Origin of the sequence: Streptomyces sp. SS7 (assembly GCF_037993025.1) — a bacterium.
In the GTDB taxonomy this organism is placed as follows: domain Bacteria; phylum Actinomycetota; class Actinomycetes; order Streptomycetales; family Streptomycetaceae; genus Streptomyces.
The window spans coordinates 1,713,072-1,729,477 of sequence record NZ_CP141223.1 but is presented as its reverse complement, the minus strand read 5'-3'; the positions used below and the strand labels follow the sequence as shown (position 1 = coordinate 1,729,477).

12 protein-coding genes and 1 pseudogene are annotated in these 16,406 nt (G+C 72.5%); 7 read left to right on the top strand and 6 right to left on the bottom strand.

Going from position 1 to position 16,406, the window contains the following annotated elements; genetic code table 11:
• Positions 1 to 49 precede the first annotated feature (49 nt).
• The 5 genes from U5640_RS07800 to U5640_RS07780 form a co-directional block, all read right to left on the bottom strand.
• Positions 50 to 928 carry a carbohydrate ABC transporter permease gene (locus tag U5640_RS07800; protein ID WP_340384995.1) on the bottom strand — a complete coding sequence of 293 codons (879 nt, stop codon included), beginning with the start codon at positions 926 to 928 and terminating at the stop codon, positions 50 to 52.
• 2 nt (positions 929 to 930) lie between these two features.
• Positions 931 to 1,896 carry a sugar ABC transporter permease gene (locus U5640_RS07795; RefSeq protein ID WP_340375054.1) on the bottom strand — a complete coding sequence of 322 codons (966 nt, stop codon included), beginning with the start codon at positions 1,894 to 1,896 and terminating at the stop codon, positions 931 to 933.
• A 21-nt stretch (positions 1,897 to 1,917) separates the two neighbouring features.
• Positions 1,918 to 3,183, bottom strand: coding sequence for a sugar ABC transporter substrate-binding protein (locus U5640_RS07790; RefSeq protein ID WP_340375053.1), 1,266 nt, complete (start codon positions 3,181 to 3,183; stop codon positions 1,918 to 1,920).
• Positions 3,184 to 3,457: 274 nt separating this feature from the next.
• The gene (locus tag U5640_RS07785) at positions 3,458 to 4,705 is read right to left on the bottom strand and encodes an ROK family protein (protein ID WP_340375052.1); all 1,248 of its coding nucleotides are present in this window, start codon (positions 4,703 to 4,705) and stop codon (positions 3,458 to 3,460) included.
• 147 nt (positions 4,706 to 4,852) lie between these two features.
• The gene (locus tag U5640_RS07780) at positions 4,853 to 6,217 is read right to left on the bottom strand and encodes an FAD-binding protein (RefSeq protein ID WP_340375051.1); all 1,365 of its coding nucleotides are present in this window, start codon (positions 6,215 to 6,217) and stop codon (positions 4,853 to 4,855) included.
• A gap of 149 nt (positions 6,218 to 6,366) precedes the next feature.
• On the opposite strand from U5640_RS07780, the gene U5640_RS07775 reads away from it, so the two are divergent.
• The 6 genes and pseudogenes from U5640_RS07775 to U5640_RS07750 all read left to right on the top strand — a co-directional run.
• On the top strand, positions 6,367 to 7,686 hold the full coding sequence (locus U5640_RS07775) for a radical SAM protein (RefSeq protein ID WP_340375050.1): 1,320 nt from the start codon (positions 6,367 to 6,369) through the stop codon (positions 7,684 to 7,686).
• A gap of 239 nt (positions 7,687 to 7,925) precedes the next feature.
• Positions 7,926 to 9,419, top strand: coding sequence for a cellulose binding domain-containing protein (locus U5640_RS07770; protein ID WP_340375049.1), 1,494 nt, complete (start codon positions 7,926 to 7,928; stop codon positions 9,417 to 9,419).
• Positions 9,420 to 9,697: 278 nt separating this feature from the next.
• A complete protein-coding gene (gene rsgA, locus U5640_RS07765) occupies positions 9,698 to 10,876 on the top strand; it encodes a ribosome small subunit-dependent GTPase A (RefSeq protein WP_340375048.1) in 1,179 nt (392 codons plus the stop codon).
• A 103-nt stretch (positions 10,877 to 10,979) separates the two neighbouring features.
• Positions 10,980 to 12,455, top strand: a complete 1,476-nt coding sequence (locus U5640_RS07760) for an AlkA N-terminal domain-containing protein (RefSeq protein ID WP_340375047.1) — start codon at positions 10,980 to 10,982, stop codon at positions 12,453 to 12,455.
• Positions 12,452 to 12,952 carry a methylated-DNA--[protein]-cysteine S-methyltransferase gene (locus U5640_RS07755; protein WP_340375046.1) on the top strand — a complete coding sequence of 167 codons (501 nt, stop codon included), beginning with the start codon at positions 12,452 to 12,454 and terminating at the stop codon, positions 12,950 to 12,952. Before U5640_RS07760 ends, U5640_RS07755 begins: the two co-directional genes overlap by 4 nt.
• Positions 12,953 to 13,191: 239 nt before the next feature.
• A pseudogene (locus U5640_RS07750) lies at positions 13,192 to 13,917 on the top strand (methyltransferase domain-containing protein); the annotation flags it as partial.
• A 53-nt stretch (positions 13,918 to 13,970) separates the two neighbouring features.
• Here the strand turns inward: U5640_RS07750 and U5640_RS07745 are convergent.
• Positions 13,971 to 14,453: a DUF456 domain-containing protein gene (locus U5640_RS07745; RefSeq protein ID WP_340375045.1), complete on the bottom strand. Its 483-nt coding sequence runs from the start codon at positions 14,451 to 14,453 to the stop codon at positions 13,971 to 13,973.
• A gap of 142 nt (positions 14,454 to 14,595) precedes the next feature.
• Here U5640_RS07745 and U5640_RS07740 point away from each other — a divergent pair, with 142 nt between their 5' ends.
• The gene (locus U5640_RS07740; protein ID WP_340375044.1) at positions 14,596 to 16,116 is read left to right on the top strand and encodes a PP2C family serine/threonine-protein phosphatase; all 1,521 of its coding nucleotides are present in this window, start codon (positions 14,596 to 14,598) and stop codon (positions 16,114 to 16,116) included.
• Positions 16,117 to 16,406: the final 290 nt, after the last annotated feature.

Sequence of the window (16,406 nt, the reverse complement as noted above, 5' to 3'; positions counted from 1 at the left end):
CCGGTCCCCGGCGTCGTATCCGTCCGCGGTGGGACACCGGTCTCCTGGGTCAGCCCTTGATGCCGGTCTGGGCGATCCCCTGCACCAGCCAGCGCTGGAGGAAGAGGAACACGAGCAGCAGGGGCAGGATGGAAATGGCCGTGGCCATGAAGATCAGGTGGTAGTTGACCGTCTGGTTCGTCATGTACGACGACAGCGCGACCTGCACGGTCCAGGCGCTGGGGTCCTGTCCGATGACCAGCGGCCACAGGAAGGCGTTCCATCCGTTGATGAAGGTGATCGTGGCGATCGCGGCGAAGAAGTTCAGCGAGTTCGGTACGACGACGCGCCAGTACGCGCCCCAGTAGCCGAGCCCGTCCACCCGTGCCGCCTCCTCCAGCTCCTTGGGGAACCCCAGGAAGTACTGCCGGAAGAGGAAGCAGGTGAAACCACTGAAGAGGCCCGGGACGATGAGGCCTTGGTAACTGTCCACCCAGCCGAGGGACGACACCAGCACGAAGCTCGGCACGAAGGTCACGGCCGTCGGCACCATCAGGGTGACCAGCACGGCGTAGAAAACCTTGTTGGCGTGCCGGTAGGGGATGCGGGCGAGGCCGTAGCCGGCGAGCGAGCACACCAGGAGGATGCCCGAGGTGTGCAGGACGGCCACGACCACGGAGTTCCACATGGCGTGCGCGAAGTCCACCGTGACGTCGTCGAACGGCTCGGTGACGTTGCCCCACTGGATGTCGGTGGGGAACCACTTCCAGTTCTCGCCCGTGATCTCCCGGTCCGTCATCAGCGCGTTGCGGACGATCAGGTAGAAGGGGATCAGGAAGAGCAGCGCGGCGATACCGGTCGCGACGTACAGACCGGTGTTGCCGATGACCCCGCCGCCGCGCCGTTTCCCGGCCGGTGCGGGGGCCTTCTTGAAGTCGGGTGCTGTGATGGTCACTTGGACTCCTCACCCCGTCCGAAGCCCATGATCTTTCCTTGCAGCAGGGTGACGACGCAGATCAGCAGGGTCAGCACGACCGCGCCCGCGCTGCCCGCGCCGTAGTTCTGGTTCTCGCCCAGCGCCATCTTGTACAGCTCGACCAGCGGCGGCTGGCCCCAGGTGGTCTTGGAGAGCAGGTTGAAGAACTCGTCGAAGGCCTGGTAGGCGGCGATGAGCAGCAGCAGGATCACCGCGGTGGAGGTGGCCCGCAGCTGGGGCAGCGTGATGTACCGGAAGGTCTGCCAGCCGGGCTTGGCGCCGTCGATGGCGGCGGCCTCGTACAGCTCCTGCGGGATGTTCTGCAGCGCCGCGAGGAACAGGATCATGTAGAAACCCGACTGGAGCCACAGCCGGACGGTCACGATGACCAGCCAGTACCAGGGCGGATCGGGGTTGGCGAGCCAGGCGATGTTCTCGACGCCGAACCAGTCCAGGACGGTGTTGGCGAGACCGAAGCGGACGCCGTTGAAGATGGACATCTTCCAGATCAGCGCCGCGGCGACATAGCTGCACGCGGTCGGCAGGAAGAACACCGACCGGAAGAACGCCCGCATGAACCGCAGCCGGTTGACGAGCATCGCCAGGCCCAGCGAGAGCCCCCAGGTGGCGGGCACGATGAACGCGGCGAACACGGTGAAGGTGACGAGGGAGTTGCGGAAGTCGGTGTCGGTCAGGATCTGCTTGTAGTTGGCGAAACCGACGAACTCGCTCGGTGTGACCGTGAAGCGTGCCTCGAAGAAGCTGAGGTACATGCTCCAGACGATCGGCACGAAGACGAAGATCACCAGTCCGATCAGGAACGGGCCGGTGAAGAGCCAGAAGTTGAAGGTGCTGCTCGCCCTGAGGGCCCGCCGCGGCCGGGTCCTGGGGACCTCGGCCGTGACGGGCGGGGCGACCTTGCGCGGGGCGGCGGTCGACATGTCGTGGTCCGTCCGGCGGGCTCAGCCGAACAGCTTGGTCAGCTCGGCGTCGACCTTCTTCTGGGCGGCGTCGAGCTGCGCCTTGGGGTCGGCGTTCTTACGGACGGAGTTGGCCATCACGTCGTTGATCGCGGAGATCATGGCCTGGGTCCAGCCGATGTTGTCGAAGTGGCCGAACTCGTTGAAGAGCTTCACGCCCTCGGCCGGCAGACCGGACTTCAGCTTGGACGCGGACTGGGCGATGGAGGTGCGCGGCGGGATGTGGAAGCCGTAGGAGGTGGCGAAGTCCTCCTGGTACTGCTTCTGCTCGATCCACAGCCACTTGACGTACTCCTTGGCCGCCTCGACGTTGTCGCCCTTGGCGTTGACGAACATCGACCAACCGCCGTTGGTGACCGACTGCCTGCCCGCCGAACCGACCTTCGGGAAGGGGAAGATGCCGATGTCGTCACCGAGCGCCTGCTGCATGGCCGGCATGGCCCACATGCCGCACCACTGGATGGCGGTCAGGCCCTGGGTGAAGGCCGACGGGTCCCACCAGTCGGCCGGGGCGTCGAGGAGCAGGTTGCCGCTGGTGAACAGGGAACGCAGCTGCTTGAGTCCGTCGGCGACCGCGTCGGTGTTGAAGGCGACCTTGTTGTCCTCGGTGAGGGTGTCCGCGCCGGCCGACCAGATCAGCGGGCTCTGCACCGGGGTGATGTCGTTGCCGAGGAAGGCGCCCTTGACCTTGCTGGTCTTGAGCTTGGCGGCGGCCTCGATCAGCTCCTCCAGCGTCTGCGGCACCTCGATCTTCGCCTTCTCGAAGAGCGAGGGCCGGTAGAAGAAGAACTGCGGGTCGTCGATCATGCGGACGCCGTAGATCTTCCCGTCGACCGTGTGCGACTTGATGTCGGCCGGGTTGAAGTCGTCCTTGACCGGCTCGATGATGTCGGTCAGATCCGCCACCTGACCGCTCTTGACGAGCTGGATCTGCGGGTGGAACTCGAACACGTCGGGCGCGTTCTTGGTGAGCAGCGCGGCGAACAGCTTCTGCTCGAACTGGGAGCCGGTGATCCACTGGGTGGTGACGTTCGCGCCCTTGTAGGCCTTGGCGTACCGCTTGACGGCCTGCTCGACGCCCGCCTCGCCGTACGCGTGGAAGTACTGCACGAGGTTCTTGCCCGAGCCGCTGCCCCCGCCGCGACCGTTGTTGCCACCGCATGCGGCCAGGGTGCCGGCGGCGGCCATTCCCGCTGCGGCCCTGAACAGGGAACGGCGGGACCAGTTGTTGTTGCTCATTGCCGACATGCTGACGTCCTTGTCTCGAAGTACGGCTACGGCTCGGTGGATCTGCGTCAGATGGCTCAATTCCTGTCGCGGAGCGGGACGTTAACCTTCGGCTAAGGCTTCGGCAAGGGGTTGGACGAAGTCTGTTCGAAGCGTTGTGATCGGTTCGGGATGACGAACGGACGCCCCTCGGAGCGCATCCGTCCCAGGGGTGTAGGGCGCCCGGGCATGGGTAACGCGGGCGCGGGGAAAGGGGGTTGAGGGCCGCCGGTGTCAGGGGCCGACGGCCCTCGGCTCATGTGGCGGACGCGGTGCGGCTCCTGGCCGGGACGGCGCGCTTGGTGCTCCGCTGCCCGACGCGCTGCAGCGCCCCTTCGAGCGCGAACGTCGCGGCTCCCAGGCAGACGGGGTCGGTGGGGATCGCGGACAGGACGATCCGGCTCGCGGCCAGCGGCCGCTTCAGCGCGTGCCGGGCGACGGCCTCGCGCACCTCCTCCAGCAGCGGTTCGCCGAGCCGGGCCGCCACCCAGCTGCTCAGCACCACCACCTCGGGATTGAGCACGTTGACCAGGACGGCGACGGCGGCGCCCAGGTAACGGGCCGTGTCCCGCACGACCTTGACGGCCACGTGATCCCCCGCGGCGACGCCCGCCGCCAGCGCGTCGATGGTGGCGGTCTGCTCCCCCGGGTGCAACAGCGGGCTCTGCGGGCCGATCTCACGCAGGTTCTGCATGATCCCGAGCGCGCCGACGTACGTCTCCACACAGCCGTGGTTGCCGCAGCGGCACAGGCGGCCGTCGAGCACGAGCGTGGTGTGTCCCCATTCGCCCGCGCTGTTGCTCACGCCCCGGTGCAGCCCGCCGCCCAGGACGAGCCCGGCGCCCACGCCCGTGCCGAGGTTCACCACGACCGCGTCGCCGTGCCCGCGCGCCGCCCCGAACCACAGCTCGGCGACCGCGCTGGCCCGCAGCGGATTGTCCAGGTACAGGGGATACGCGATGTGTTCGGAGAGCAGGTCGAGCAACGGCACGTCGTGCCAGTCCCAGTTGGGCGCGTACTCGGCGATACCGGTGTCCCGGTCCACCTGACCCGGCACGCTCACCCCGACCCCGAGCACCCGTGCCGCGTCCACCCCGGCCTGTGCGACCACCGAGCCCACGGCCGCCGTGACATGCCCGACCACCTGCTCCGGGCGGCTCTCCCCGGGGCGGATGTTCTCCTCGGCGCGGGCCAGGACGTTCAGCGCCAGGTCGAACAGCTCGACATGGACGTACGTCTCGGCGATGTCGACACCGATCAACGCGCCCCCCGACGCGTTGACGGCCACGAGGCCCCGGGGACGGCCGCCCGCCGAGTCCTCGAACCCGACCTCCGTGATCATGCGCAGGTCGAGCAGCTCGCCGACGAGGGTGGCGACCGTGGCGAGGGACAGTCCCGTCGCCGCCGCCAGCTCCTGCCGGGAGGTGGGCGAGGAGGCGATGATCTGGCGCAGCACCTCGTAGCGGTTCGCGGTGCGGATGTCCCGTGATGTGCCGCGCTTCATCGAGCTCCCTTCGCCGGCCCGGCGCCCAGGCCGGTAGCGGCGACGGCACCGGCGCTGCGACAGGCTATGGCGTGCCCCGACGTTCGACAAGGGGTTAGGAAAGGGGCTTTATAAAGTCCGCGGCGCCCCGGTGCGCGGGTGGCGCGTTCAGGTCCCCAGGAGGTCCCGTACGAAGGCGTTGGTGAACTTCCCGGCGGGGTCCAGCTCCCCTGCCAGGGCCGCGAAGTCCTCGATCCGGGGGTAGCGGGCGCGCAGCGCTGGAGCCGGGATCTCGAACACCTTCCCCCAGTGCGGCCGCGGGGAGAACGGCTCCAGCGCGGCCTCCACCTCCCGGACCACCGGCAGCACGGCCGGCGTGTCGGCGATCCAGGTGAAGTGCACGGCGACCGTGTCCCGGCCGTACGCCGGGCTCAGCCACTGGTCGTCGGCGGACACCGTGCGCACCTCGCAGATCTGCAGGACACGGGCGACCGTCTCCCGGATACCGTCGATCGCATACAGCGCTCCGTCGACCGCCGACCGCGGCAGCAGATACTCGCTCTGCAGTTCCTCCCCGCTGCTCGGCGTGAACTCCGCCCTGAAGTGCGGCAGCCGCTCGTGCCACGGTCCCGGCACCCCGAGCTGCTCGGTGCAGTTGACCGCGGGCATCCCCGGCACCGGATGCAGGGCCTCGGTGGCGGGCGCGGCCCACGGGAACACGGCCGGCGGCTCGTCGGTGCGCCGTTTCAGCCACACCTGCCGGAAGCCGGGAGCGCCCCAGTCGGTGAACAGGCTCACGCTGTACGCGGCCCCCGCCACCGCCTCGAAGTCCAGCCCCTCCAGCGGGAGTTCGGTGAACAGGTGCTGCTCGACCGCATAGTCCGGCTCCAGGTCCAGGGTGAGGGCGGTGACCACGCCGAGCGCGCCCAGGGAGGTCACGGCCCCGCCGAAGCGCGGGTCCTCGCGCCCGATCACGACGGTCGAGCCGTCGGCCGTGACGATCTCCACCTGGCGCACCGCCGAGGCGAGGGAGCCGTTGCGCATCCCCGACCCGTGGGTGCCGGTGGCCACCGAGCCGGCCACGGAGATGTGCGGCAGGGAGGCCATGTTCGGCAGGGCGAGCCCGTGCTCGTGCACCCGCCGGGCCAGGGCCGCGTACCGCACCCCGCCGCCGACCCGCACCGTGCGGGCCGCCGTGTCCACGTCGATCTCGGCCGGCAGCGCGTCCAGCGACAGCAGCACCCCGTCGGCGCCCGGCTCGGCGATCCGGTTGAAGGAGTGCCCGCTGCCGAGCACCCGCACCCGTCCGCCGCCCGCCACCAGCGCGCGCAGCGCGTCCGTGGACCCGGGTCGGTGCAGCGCGTCGGCCGCGAAGACGATGTTGCCCGCCCAGTTCCGCCACGACCGGTCCGCCCCCGGCCCTCCGCTTCCCGGCCCTCCGCTTCCCGGCCCTCCGCTTCCCGGCCCTCCGCGCCCCGGCTCTCCCTGCCCCGGCCCGTCCTGTCCCGCCCCGTCCGTCACGGTCTGGCCCATGCGACTGCCCGCCCTTTCGAGGTGATCGAGAACCCGGAATACCCAGGTCGAACCTACCTTGCCCGCAACACGAGACCCCCCGCCCCCGCCGCCGCGCCGCCGGGGGCATACCGTGAGGAGTCGTACGCCTGAGCCGGGAGGAGAGACGGATGGGCAGCCGTACCGCGCTGGTCGAGGATCTGATGGAGCGGTTTCCGCATGTGCCGCGGGAGGCCGTCTTCAAGGAGGACCTGCTGCGCGGGGGAGTGGCCTTCGACCCCTCCGCCCTCAGCGACAACGAGTCCGGCGAGGTCAAGCCGAAGTCGTACTTCATCTTCTCCTTCGACCACGGCACCCTGCCCGAGCTGGGCGAGGCCGCGCTGCGCCGGCCGCCCGAGGAGATCATCCTGACCGGAGGTCCGTACGACCTGCGGCGCACAGTGGTGTCCGTGCGGGTCAACCCGGCATCGCCCTACCGGGTGGCGGCCGACGACGAGGGCCTGCTCGGGCTGTACCTCGACGGCAAGCGGATCGCGGACGTCGGTGTGCCGCCGATGCCCGAGTACTACCGGCACACGCTGTCCAACGGGAAGTCCGTGATGGAGGTCGCCCCGACCATCCAGTGGGGCTACCTCATCTATCTGACGGTCTTCCGGGTCTGCCAGTACTTCGGCGCCAAGGAGGAGTGCCAGTACTGCGACATCAACCACAACTGGCGACAGCACAAGGCCGCCGGTCGACCGTATACCGGCGTCAAGGACGTCGAGGAGGTGCTGGAGGCCCTCGAGATCATCGACAAGTACGACACCGCGAAGGCGTCCACCGCCTACACCCTCACCGGCGGCGCCATCACCAAGACGGTCTCCGGGCGCGACGAGGCCGACTTCTACGGCCACTACGCCAAGGCGATCGAGGAGCGCTTCCCGGGCCGCTGGATCGGCAAGGTCGTCGCCCAGGCGCTGCCGCGCGACGACGTGCAGCGGTTCAAGGACTACGGCGTGCAGATCTACCACCCCAACTACGAGGTGTGGGACGAGTACCTCTTCAAGATGTACTGCCCGGGCAAGGAGCGCTACGTCGGCCGGGACGAGTGGCACCGGCGGATCCTCGACTCCGCCGAGGTGTTCGGCGCGCGCAACGTCATCCCCAACTTCGTGGCGGGCGTGGAGATGGCCGAGCCGTTCGGCTTCACCACCGTCGACGAGGCGATCGCGTCGACCACCGAGGGGCTGCGCTTCTTCATGTCGCAGGGCATCACCCCCCGCTTCACCACCTGGTGCCCGGAGCCGACCACCCCGCTCGGCAAGGCCAACCCCCAGGGTGCGCCGCTGGAGTACCACATCCGTCTCCTGGAGGCCTACCGTGCCACGATGGACGAGTTCGGGCTCTCCTCGCCCCCCGGCTACGGCCCGCCCGGACCGGGTCGCGCGGTGTTCTCCGTGAGTTCCTTCATGGACAGTCTTCCGGCGCGGGACGAGAGCGCCGTATAGTCCCGGAACCGCCGTCAGAGCACGGGCCGGGCCCGGAGTTGAACACATCGGGGTCCGCGTCCGTACTCCAGGGCGGAGAAGGGGCGCGGTCTCCTGGTCAGGACGTCCTTACGCGACATCTGAACAGGGCGCTTGTCAGTTGTGTGAGAAACGTGAAATCCTCGGTGCCTGCCGCGAGGTTCCCCCCAACTCCATTGCCGTCATGGTGAGTTGACCTCGCATTTGGATGCAGGAGTCACATGCCCGACCTGCCGACCCCGAAGGACGCCGCGGAGGCCGCGCTGTTCTCCGAGTGCTGGGACGCCGTCCTGTCGTACGCGGACCTGTGCACGTCCGGCTCGACCGCGGCCAACCAGCTGGCCCGCGAGGCGTTCGCGCTCGGCATACAGGAGGCCCGCGCCGCCGACGACGGTACCGCACGAGGTGCCGGCCGCCGCTCGTCCCGGCTGCCCCGGATTCCCCTGCTGCTGACCGCCGTACGCACCACCGCGGCCGCCTGGGAGACCGAGGGACAGGGCCACAAGCTCGACCCCGACCTGCGGCTGTGGCTCAACTCGGACAAGGCCTGGCGCTACGTCGGCCCGCCGCTGAGCCGCCCGATCGCCCTGCGCGGACTGCGCGACATGGGCGAGTCGGACGCCACCCTGCTGTGGCTGGCGGAGGTGGAGGCGCTTCCGCTGCGCACCGTCGTCCGCCGCCAGGGCCTCGACCCGGACGCCTCCGTCGAGGAACTCAACGCGGTCCGCGGCCTGTTCCGCGACCGCTGCCACCGCAACCACCTCGACACGCCGATGAGCGCGGAGTGCCGCTCCTACGTCCGGCTGCTCGACGCCGTCACCCGCTCGCCCGGCGCCGACACCCCCGACGACCTCTCCCGGCACCTCGCCACCTGCGTGGAGTGCGCCGAGGCCGCCGCCTGTCTGCGGCTGCACGGCGGCGGACTGCCCGCCGCGCTCGCCGGCGGCGTCATCGGCTGGGGCGGACTCGCCTACCTGGAGCGCCGCCGCCGCGCCGCCGAGGTCCGCCTCGGCGCCGGACACCCCGACGGGCCGGACCCGCAGGGCCAGGCGGAGCGGGCCGCGGCGCACAAGGCCCGCCTGCGGCGCCACGGGCTGCTCGCCGCCGCCGTCCTGGTCTCGGGGCTGGCGCTCGCCGCGTCGCTGATGCCGTTCGGCGGCGACAGCGGCACCGAAGCGCAGTCGATCCCCACGGACACCACCCCGGTGGCCGGCCCGGGCTCCAGCGTGCCCGCCTCGGGCTCGCCCGTGACCTCCGCCCACCCGGTGTCGGCGTCCCCGGCCCCGTCCGGCAGCGACACGCCGGCCACCGGTGCGCACGGCGACGAGAAGCCCGACCCCGAACCGCAGGGCACCTCCTCGGCCACGGCCGGCACCGGGGGCGGCGAGACCGCGAAGGCGGGCGTCTGCGAGGTCCGCTACGAGCTCGTCAACCAGTGGCCCGACGGCTTCCAGGCCAGCGTCACGTTCACCTCGCCCGCCGCCCTGGACTCCTGGCGGGTCGCCTGGTCCTTCGCGGACGGACAGCACGTGGACCAGATGTGGGACGCGAGCGTCGCCCAGCGGGGCGACCGGGTCACCGCGACCGCCGCCGACTACAACCGCTCCGTCGCGGCGGGTTCCACCGTCACCTTCGGGTTCCTCGCCTCCTGGGAGGACACCAACGCGGCGCCGTCGGGCTTCACGCTCAACGGCCAGGAGTGCACGGGCTCCTGAGCGCCCGTCCGCAAACGCGGCGCGAGGGGCGGAAAACAAGTGGCGTACTCCGTCGGGTGTCCCTAGCCTGACGGAGTCGTACGGGACACGTACGCCAGCCGTGCGAGAGACGTACGGCAACCACAGGAACGGGGAGGTGCGACCGATGACTGTCACCGGCACCGGGGCCGCTCGACGCGGCCAGACGATCGTCCACCTCACCCCCGCGGTCTCCGGCTGACCAACCGACCTCTCCGCGCCCGCGCGCGCCGCCGGGGCCGCCCTGTGAAGGGTTTCCCTTGCATTTCTCCGTCACTCCGGACGCTTCATCCCCCTCCGCTTCTCCCTCTTCCTCTTCCTCTTCCTCTTCCTCTCCCTCCGCACACCCGCTCGCCGTCCTCGGCTGGGACGAGGGCTGGGCGGCCGCGTTCGCGCCCCACGCCGCGCAGGGGCTGCTGCCCGGCCGGGTCGTCCGCGTCGACCGCGGCCTGTGCGACGTCGTCACGGCGGCCGGCACGGTCCGGGCCGACACCGAGTTCGTCGTCCCCCACGACCCGATGAAGGTCGTCTGCACCGGCGACTGGGTCGCCCTCGACCCCGAGGGCGCCGATCCGAGGTACGTCCGCACGCTGCTGCCGCGCCGTACCGCGTTCGTCCGCTCCACCTCCTCCAAGCGGTCCGAGGGACAGATCCTCGCCGCCAACGTCGACCACGCCGTCGTCGCGATCTCCCTGGCCGTCGAGCTCGACCTCGGCCGGATCGAGCGGTTCCTCGCGCTGGCCTGGGAGTCCGGCGCGCAGCCCGTCGTCGTGCTCACCAAGGCCGACCTGGTGTCCGACCCGGTCGTGCTGGCGCATCTCGTCCAGGACGTGGAGGCCAGCGCTCCCGGGGTGCCGGTGCTGCCGGTCCGCGCCCGCGACGGCGAGGGCGTCGAGGAACTCGCCGCCCTCCTCGGACGGGGCACGTCCGTACTGCTCGGCGCGTCCGGCGCCGGCAAGTCCACCCTCGCGAACGCGCTCGCCGGCGCCGATGTGATGGGCGTCCAGGCCACCCGCGACATCGACGGCAAGGGCCGGCACACCACGACCACCCGTAATCTGCTGCCCCTGCCCGGCGGCGGGGTGCTCATCGACACGCCCGGACTGCGCGGGGTCGGCCTGTGGGACGCGGGCGGCGGGGTCGGGCAGGTCTTCGCGGAGATCGAGGAGCTGGCCCGCGGCTGCCGGTTCCACGACTGCGCGCACGACGCCGAACCGGGGTGCGCGGTGCGCGCCGCCGCCGACGACGGGCAGCTCGCCCCGCGCCGACTGGAGAGCTACCGCAAGCTCGTCCGGGAGAACCAGTGGATCGTCGCCAAGTCCGACGCCCGGGTCCGCGCCGGCGTCCGCCAGGACTGGAAGCGCAAGAAGGCGGAGGGCCGCGCGGCCGGGGATGCCAAGCGGGGCCGCAGCCCCTGGCAGCCCGCGCCGCCACGGTGACAGCGGCCCGGTGAGCCGGTGCGGTGGTGACGGGTGCCCGCCCGTCACCGCCGTGTCCGATTTCCGCTAGCACCGGCCCCGCCCCCGGCGAAGACTGGGGGACATGAAGGGTCAGGACACGACGTACGACAGGACGTACGACACGGCGTACGACACGGCGTACGAGACGCCGTACGACACGACGTACGACACCCGGTACGAGGCGGTGCGCAGCCGGGACGGACGGTTCGACGGGGCGTTCTTCTTCGCCGTCCGGACCACCGGCATCTACTGCCGGCCCAGCTGCCCCGCCGTCACCCCGAAGCGGCACAACGTGCGCTTCTTCACCACGGCCGCCGCCGCGCAGGGTTCCGGCTTCCGGGCCTGCCGGCGGTGCCGCCCCGACGCCGTGCCGGGCTCCGCCGACTGGAACGCGCGCGCCGACGTCGTGGGCCGGGCGATGCGCCTGATCGGCGACGGGGTGGTGGACCGGGAGGGCGTCGCCGGGCTCGCCGTACGCCTCGGCTACAGCGCCCGGCAGGTGCAGCGCCAGCTCACCGCCGAGGTCGGCGCGGGCCCCGTCGCCCTCGCCCGCGCCCAGCGCGCCCACACCGCGCGCACGCTGCTCCAGACCACCGGGCTGCCGGTCACGGAGATCGCCTTCGCCTCCGGGTTCACCAGCGTGCGCCAGTTCAACGACACGATCCGCGCCGTGTACGCGGCGACCCCGACCGAGCTGCGCACCGCCGCCCGCTCCTCCCGCCGCACCGGCACCCCGGCCGTCGGCACCCCGTCCGCGGCCACCCCGGCCGCCGGAATCGCGCTGCGGCTCGCGCACCGGGGGCCCTACCGCGCGGGTCCGGTCTTCGACCTGCTGGAGCGGGAGGCCGTGGCCGGGGTGGAGGAGGTCGGCGGACCGGCCGGCGGGCGGACGTACCGCCGTACGCTGCGGCTCCCGCACGGCACCGGGATCGTCGCCGTCGACGAGCGGCCGGGCGGGACGGGCCGCGCGGGCGCCCTCCACCCCGGCGGCTGGCTCGACGCCCGGCTGCACCTCACCGACCCCCGCGACCTCACCACCGCCGTCCAGCGGCTGCGCCGGCTGTTCGACCTCGACGCCGACCCGTACGCCGTCGACGAGCGCCTCGGTGCCGACCCCCGGCTCGCGCCGCTGGTCGCCGCCCGGCCGGGGCTGCGTGCCCCCGGGGCCGCCGACCCCGAGGAGTACGCCGTACGGGCCCTGGTCGGCCGTACGGCGTCCGAACGGCTGGTCCGCGCCCACGGCAAGGCCCTCGACACCCCCTGCGGCACCCTCACCCACCTCTTCCCGGAACCGGCCGCCCTCACGGAGGCCGTCGGTCCGCTCGCCGTCGCCCTCGCCGACGGCCGGGTCCGCCTCGACCCCGGCGCCGACCGGGACGACGCCGAGGCCGCCCTGCTCGCCGTACCCGGGCTGGACGCCCGTACCGTGGCGGCGATCAGGGCCCGCGCCCTCGGCGACCCCGATGTCGCGCCGCCCGGCGCCGACGTACCCGACACCTGGCGTCCCTGGCGGACGTACGCCCTTCACCATCTGCGCGCAGCGGAGGAGACCCCATGACGACCGGCATCACGCCCGTGTACTGGACCAGCGTCGGCGGCCCGCTCGGCCCCCTGCTGCTGACCGCAGCCCCCGACGGCGCCCTGACCTCGCTCTCCGTCGAGGGACAGAAGGGCGGACGCACCGTCCAGGACGGCTGGCGGCACGACCCGGGCCCGTTCCGCGCAGCCGCCGAGCAGCTCGCCGCCTACTTCGCCGGAGAGCTCAAGGAGTTCCGGCTGGAGCTGCGCGCCGAGGGCACCGGGTTCCGCGAGCGCGTCTGGGCGGCCCTCGACACCGTCCCCTACGGGGCGACCACGACGTACGGCGAGATCGCCGCCCGGATCGGGGCCTCCCGTACGGCCGTGCGGGCCGTGGGCGGGGCGATCGGCGCCAATCCGCTGCTGGTCCTGCGCCCCTGTCACCGGGTGATCGGCGCCAACGGCTCCCTCACGGGGTACGCGGGCGGCCTGGAACGCAAGATCCGGCTGCTGGAACTGGAGGGCGTGCGGCTCTGAGGCAGCGGCCGGGCGGCCGGAAAAACCGGGCGCGGGCTCGCCCGGAACGGCCTCTTGGCGGCCGTCCACGGGGTGTTCCGGCGTGGACCGCCGGACTTCGAAGGAGCCGGTACACCCCCCGCCCAAGGGCCCGGCACACGCCGGCCCCCGACCTCGCCCCATACCGCCTGAGCTGGCCTTCTGTCGCTCCCGCGACTACGTTCACCTGGTCGGGAACAAGCCCGGGGGGAAGGACACCGATGGACCGTCACATCCGCACCGTGGACGACGTGCTGCAGCTTCTGGACGGCCTGTTCGCGCCGGAGGCCGACCGCTGGACGGCCGGCGGCGCCGCCTGGTGGGACGGCTTCTACACCGACCGGGCGAGGCCGGTGCCGTTCTTCGTCGACAAGCCGGACGAGAACCTCGTCTCGTACCTCGACCGCGGACTGATCACCCCGGGCCGCGCCCTCGACCTGGGCTGCGGTCCGGGCCGCAACGCCCTGCACCTGGCCGCCCGGGGCTTCGAGGTGGACGCGGTCGACCTCTCGCCGACGGCCGTCGCCTGGGCCGAGGAACGCGCCCGTGCGGCGGGCGCCGACATCCGGTTCCACTGCGGCGACGCCTTCGCCCCCGGTGCCACGGTCCCCGACGGGCCCTACGACCTCGTCCACGACTCCGGCTGCTTCCACCATCTGCCGCCGCACCGCCGCGTCAGCCACCTCGCCCTCCTCGACCGCGTCCTGGCTCCCGGCGGCCACTTCTCCCTGACCTGCTTCGCCGCCGGGCGGATGGGCTCGGACCTGCCCGACGAGGCCTTCTACCACCGCTCCCGGCTGGAGGGCGGCCTCGCCTACACGCCCGAGTCGCTGCGCTCGATCTTCCGCGACCTCACCGTGGTCGAGCTGCGGGGCATGCGGGCGCAGGGGCCCGCATCGCCGCTGTTCGGCGAGACCTTCCTCTGGACGGCGCTGTTCCGGCGCGACGGGGAGGGGCGACCACCCGCACAGCGCGCCGATCACCCCCGAAGCGCCGCCGATCACCCCCAGAGCACCGCCCCCAGCCACGCCCCCATGATCAGCAGGCAGGTGAACAGCTCCGCGAGCACGCTGGAGCCGCCCGAGCGCATGGCCGTGCGCAGGGCCGCGCGCGCCTCGCCGTGCCGGCCCAGCCGCAGCCGTTCACAGAGGTAGACGCCGCCCATGAAGCCGGGGATCGCGCCCACCACGGGCAGCAGGAAGAAGCCGAGCAACGCGCCTGCCCCGGCGTACACCGCCATCCGGGGGGTCGCGCCGCTCTCCCGCAGCCGGCGCGGCGGCAGGGCCCAGCGCACCACCTGGCTCAGGAACAGCGCGACGGTGGAGCCCACCAGCACCCACCAGGCGACCGGTTGCGGGTCCTTCAGCGCCCACCACAGGACCGCGGACCACACGAGCCACGAGCCCGGCACCCCCGGCACCAGCACTCCGCACAGGCCGAGCAGGATCACCAGACCGACCAGCAGGAGTTCCCACGGTCCCATCTGCCCAGAGTGCCGGAATCGCGGGGAACCCGCAGGTCAAGGGGGCGCCCCAGGGAGTGCCGGTCACACACCGGCATCCGGCGGTGACGCATTTTCCGGATGCCCCGTTCTCATCCGGGCCCAGCGGTGGACAATTGGGGGCATGAGCCAGCAGGGGGGAAGGCCCACCGGTCCCGAGGACGACTGGTGGGGGCAGCTGTACGACGACTCCACCGCGGACACGGGCCCCGCGCCCGCCGCCGACTCCCTGGACGACCGTTTCGACTCGGCGGCGGGAACGCTGCGCGCCACGGGTCCGGCGGACCAGGTGCCACCGCCACGCAAGCCGACGGAGGGGGCGGCGGCGGACGCCCGGACCGACTGGTGGCTGGCCCCGGACGCGGCGACGGCCCCCACGGCTTCGTCCCCCACGACGCCGTCCCCCCGGCCCGCGTCGTCCCCGGCCGCGAGCGCCGCGCCGTCTCCGGCCGCCGTGCCGACCCCGGCCGACCGGCCGGATTCCCGTCCCGGGCCGCCCGCGCCGCCTCCGCCGGCCATGCCTCCCCTGCCCCCCATGCCGACCACCCCTCCGCCGCCGTCCGTGCCCCCGCCGGTCACCACCCCCGCCACCCCCAGCGCCGCTCCCGTCGCCCCCGCCCCCGCCCCGCCGGACGGTGCCCGGACCCCCACGGCCCTCGACCTGCCGCTCCTGCCCGACGAGCACACGGAGTACGTCGGGTCGCGGCCTCCCACCTACGACCCCGAGCCCACCGCGCTGCCGCCCGCCGATCCGGACGCGCTGGACGACCTGGTGGCCGACACCGTGCTGGACGGGGCGTTCTACGGGAGCTGCGCGCTCAGGGCCGTGTCGGTGCGCGGGGACTCGGCGCGATACCGGGGCGAGCCCCGCCGGGACGCGCTGCTCGTCGCCCGGTTCGGCACCGCCGAGCACGCGCTGGTGCTGGTGGCGATGGCGACCGGGGCGCGGGCCACGCCGGGCGCGCACCGGGCGGCCGCCGAGGCCTGCCGGTGGATCGGCCGCGCGGTGGGCCGCAGCCATGTCCGGCTGGCGCAGGACATCAGGGCCGCCCGGCGCGGCGACCTGAAGTCCGGACTGCACCGCCTCACCGACCGCAGCCTCGGCCGGCTCCGGGCCGGCGCCGCCGAACAGGGCCTGGAGCCCGACGCGTACACGGCCACCCTGCGCTGCCTGCTGCTGTCCGCCGACCCCGAGTGCCGTACCCGGATCTTCTTCGGCGTCGGCGACGGCGGCCTGTTCCGGCTGCGCGGCGGACAGTGGCAGGACCTGGAGCCGGGGGCCGGCGAGGTCGCCGGGGAGCCCGTCGTCGGGTTCGGCGCGCTGCCCGCCGAGACCCCCGAGGGCGACCGGCTCACCATGGACCTCGGCATCCCGACCCCGCCGAGCCCGTACGACCCGCCCGCCGAGCCGCCCCGCGACCCCTTCCGTTTCCGCGCCTCCGTAGCCCGGCCGGGGGACACCCTGCTGATGTGCACGAGCGGCCTCGCCGACCCCCTGCGCGGCGAGCCCGCACTCCCCGCCCACCTCGCGGAACGCTGGTCGCGGCAGCCCCCGCCCGGCCTCGCCGCGTTCCTCGCCGACACCCAGGTCCGGGTCAAGGGCTACGCGGACGACCGTACGGCGGCGGCCGTCTGGGAGGCGTGAGCGCGGCGGCGCGGCCATTGAGTATTTCCCAGTAAGCGCCCGTCGCTCGGCGTGATCACGATGCTGGTGCTGCGGCCCGTGAGCTCCCCAAGTCCGGGCAGGCGTAAGGCCCCTGGTGGGACGATCTTGCGAAGCCCGGCCGGCGCCGCGAACTCATGACCGAGCACGGCCCGCCCCTCCTGGCGGCGTCCGATGGCCGGCTCGTTGTCCCAGACAGCGCACGGGGCACCGCATTCCAGCCGGACAGCAGGTCCCAATTCCCGCTCACGAGATCGGCGGCCTGCCTCGAC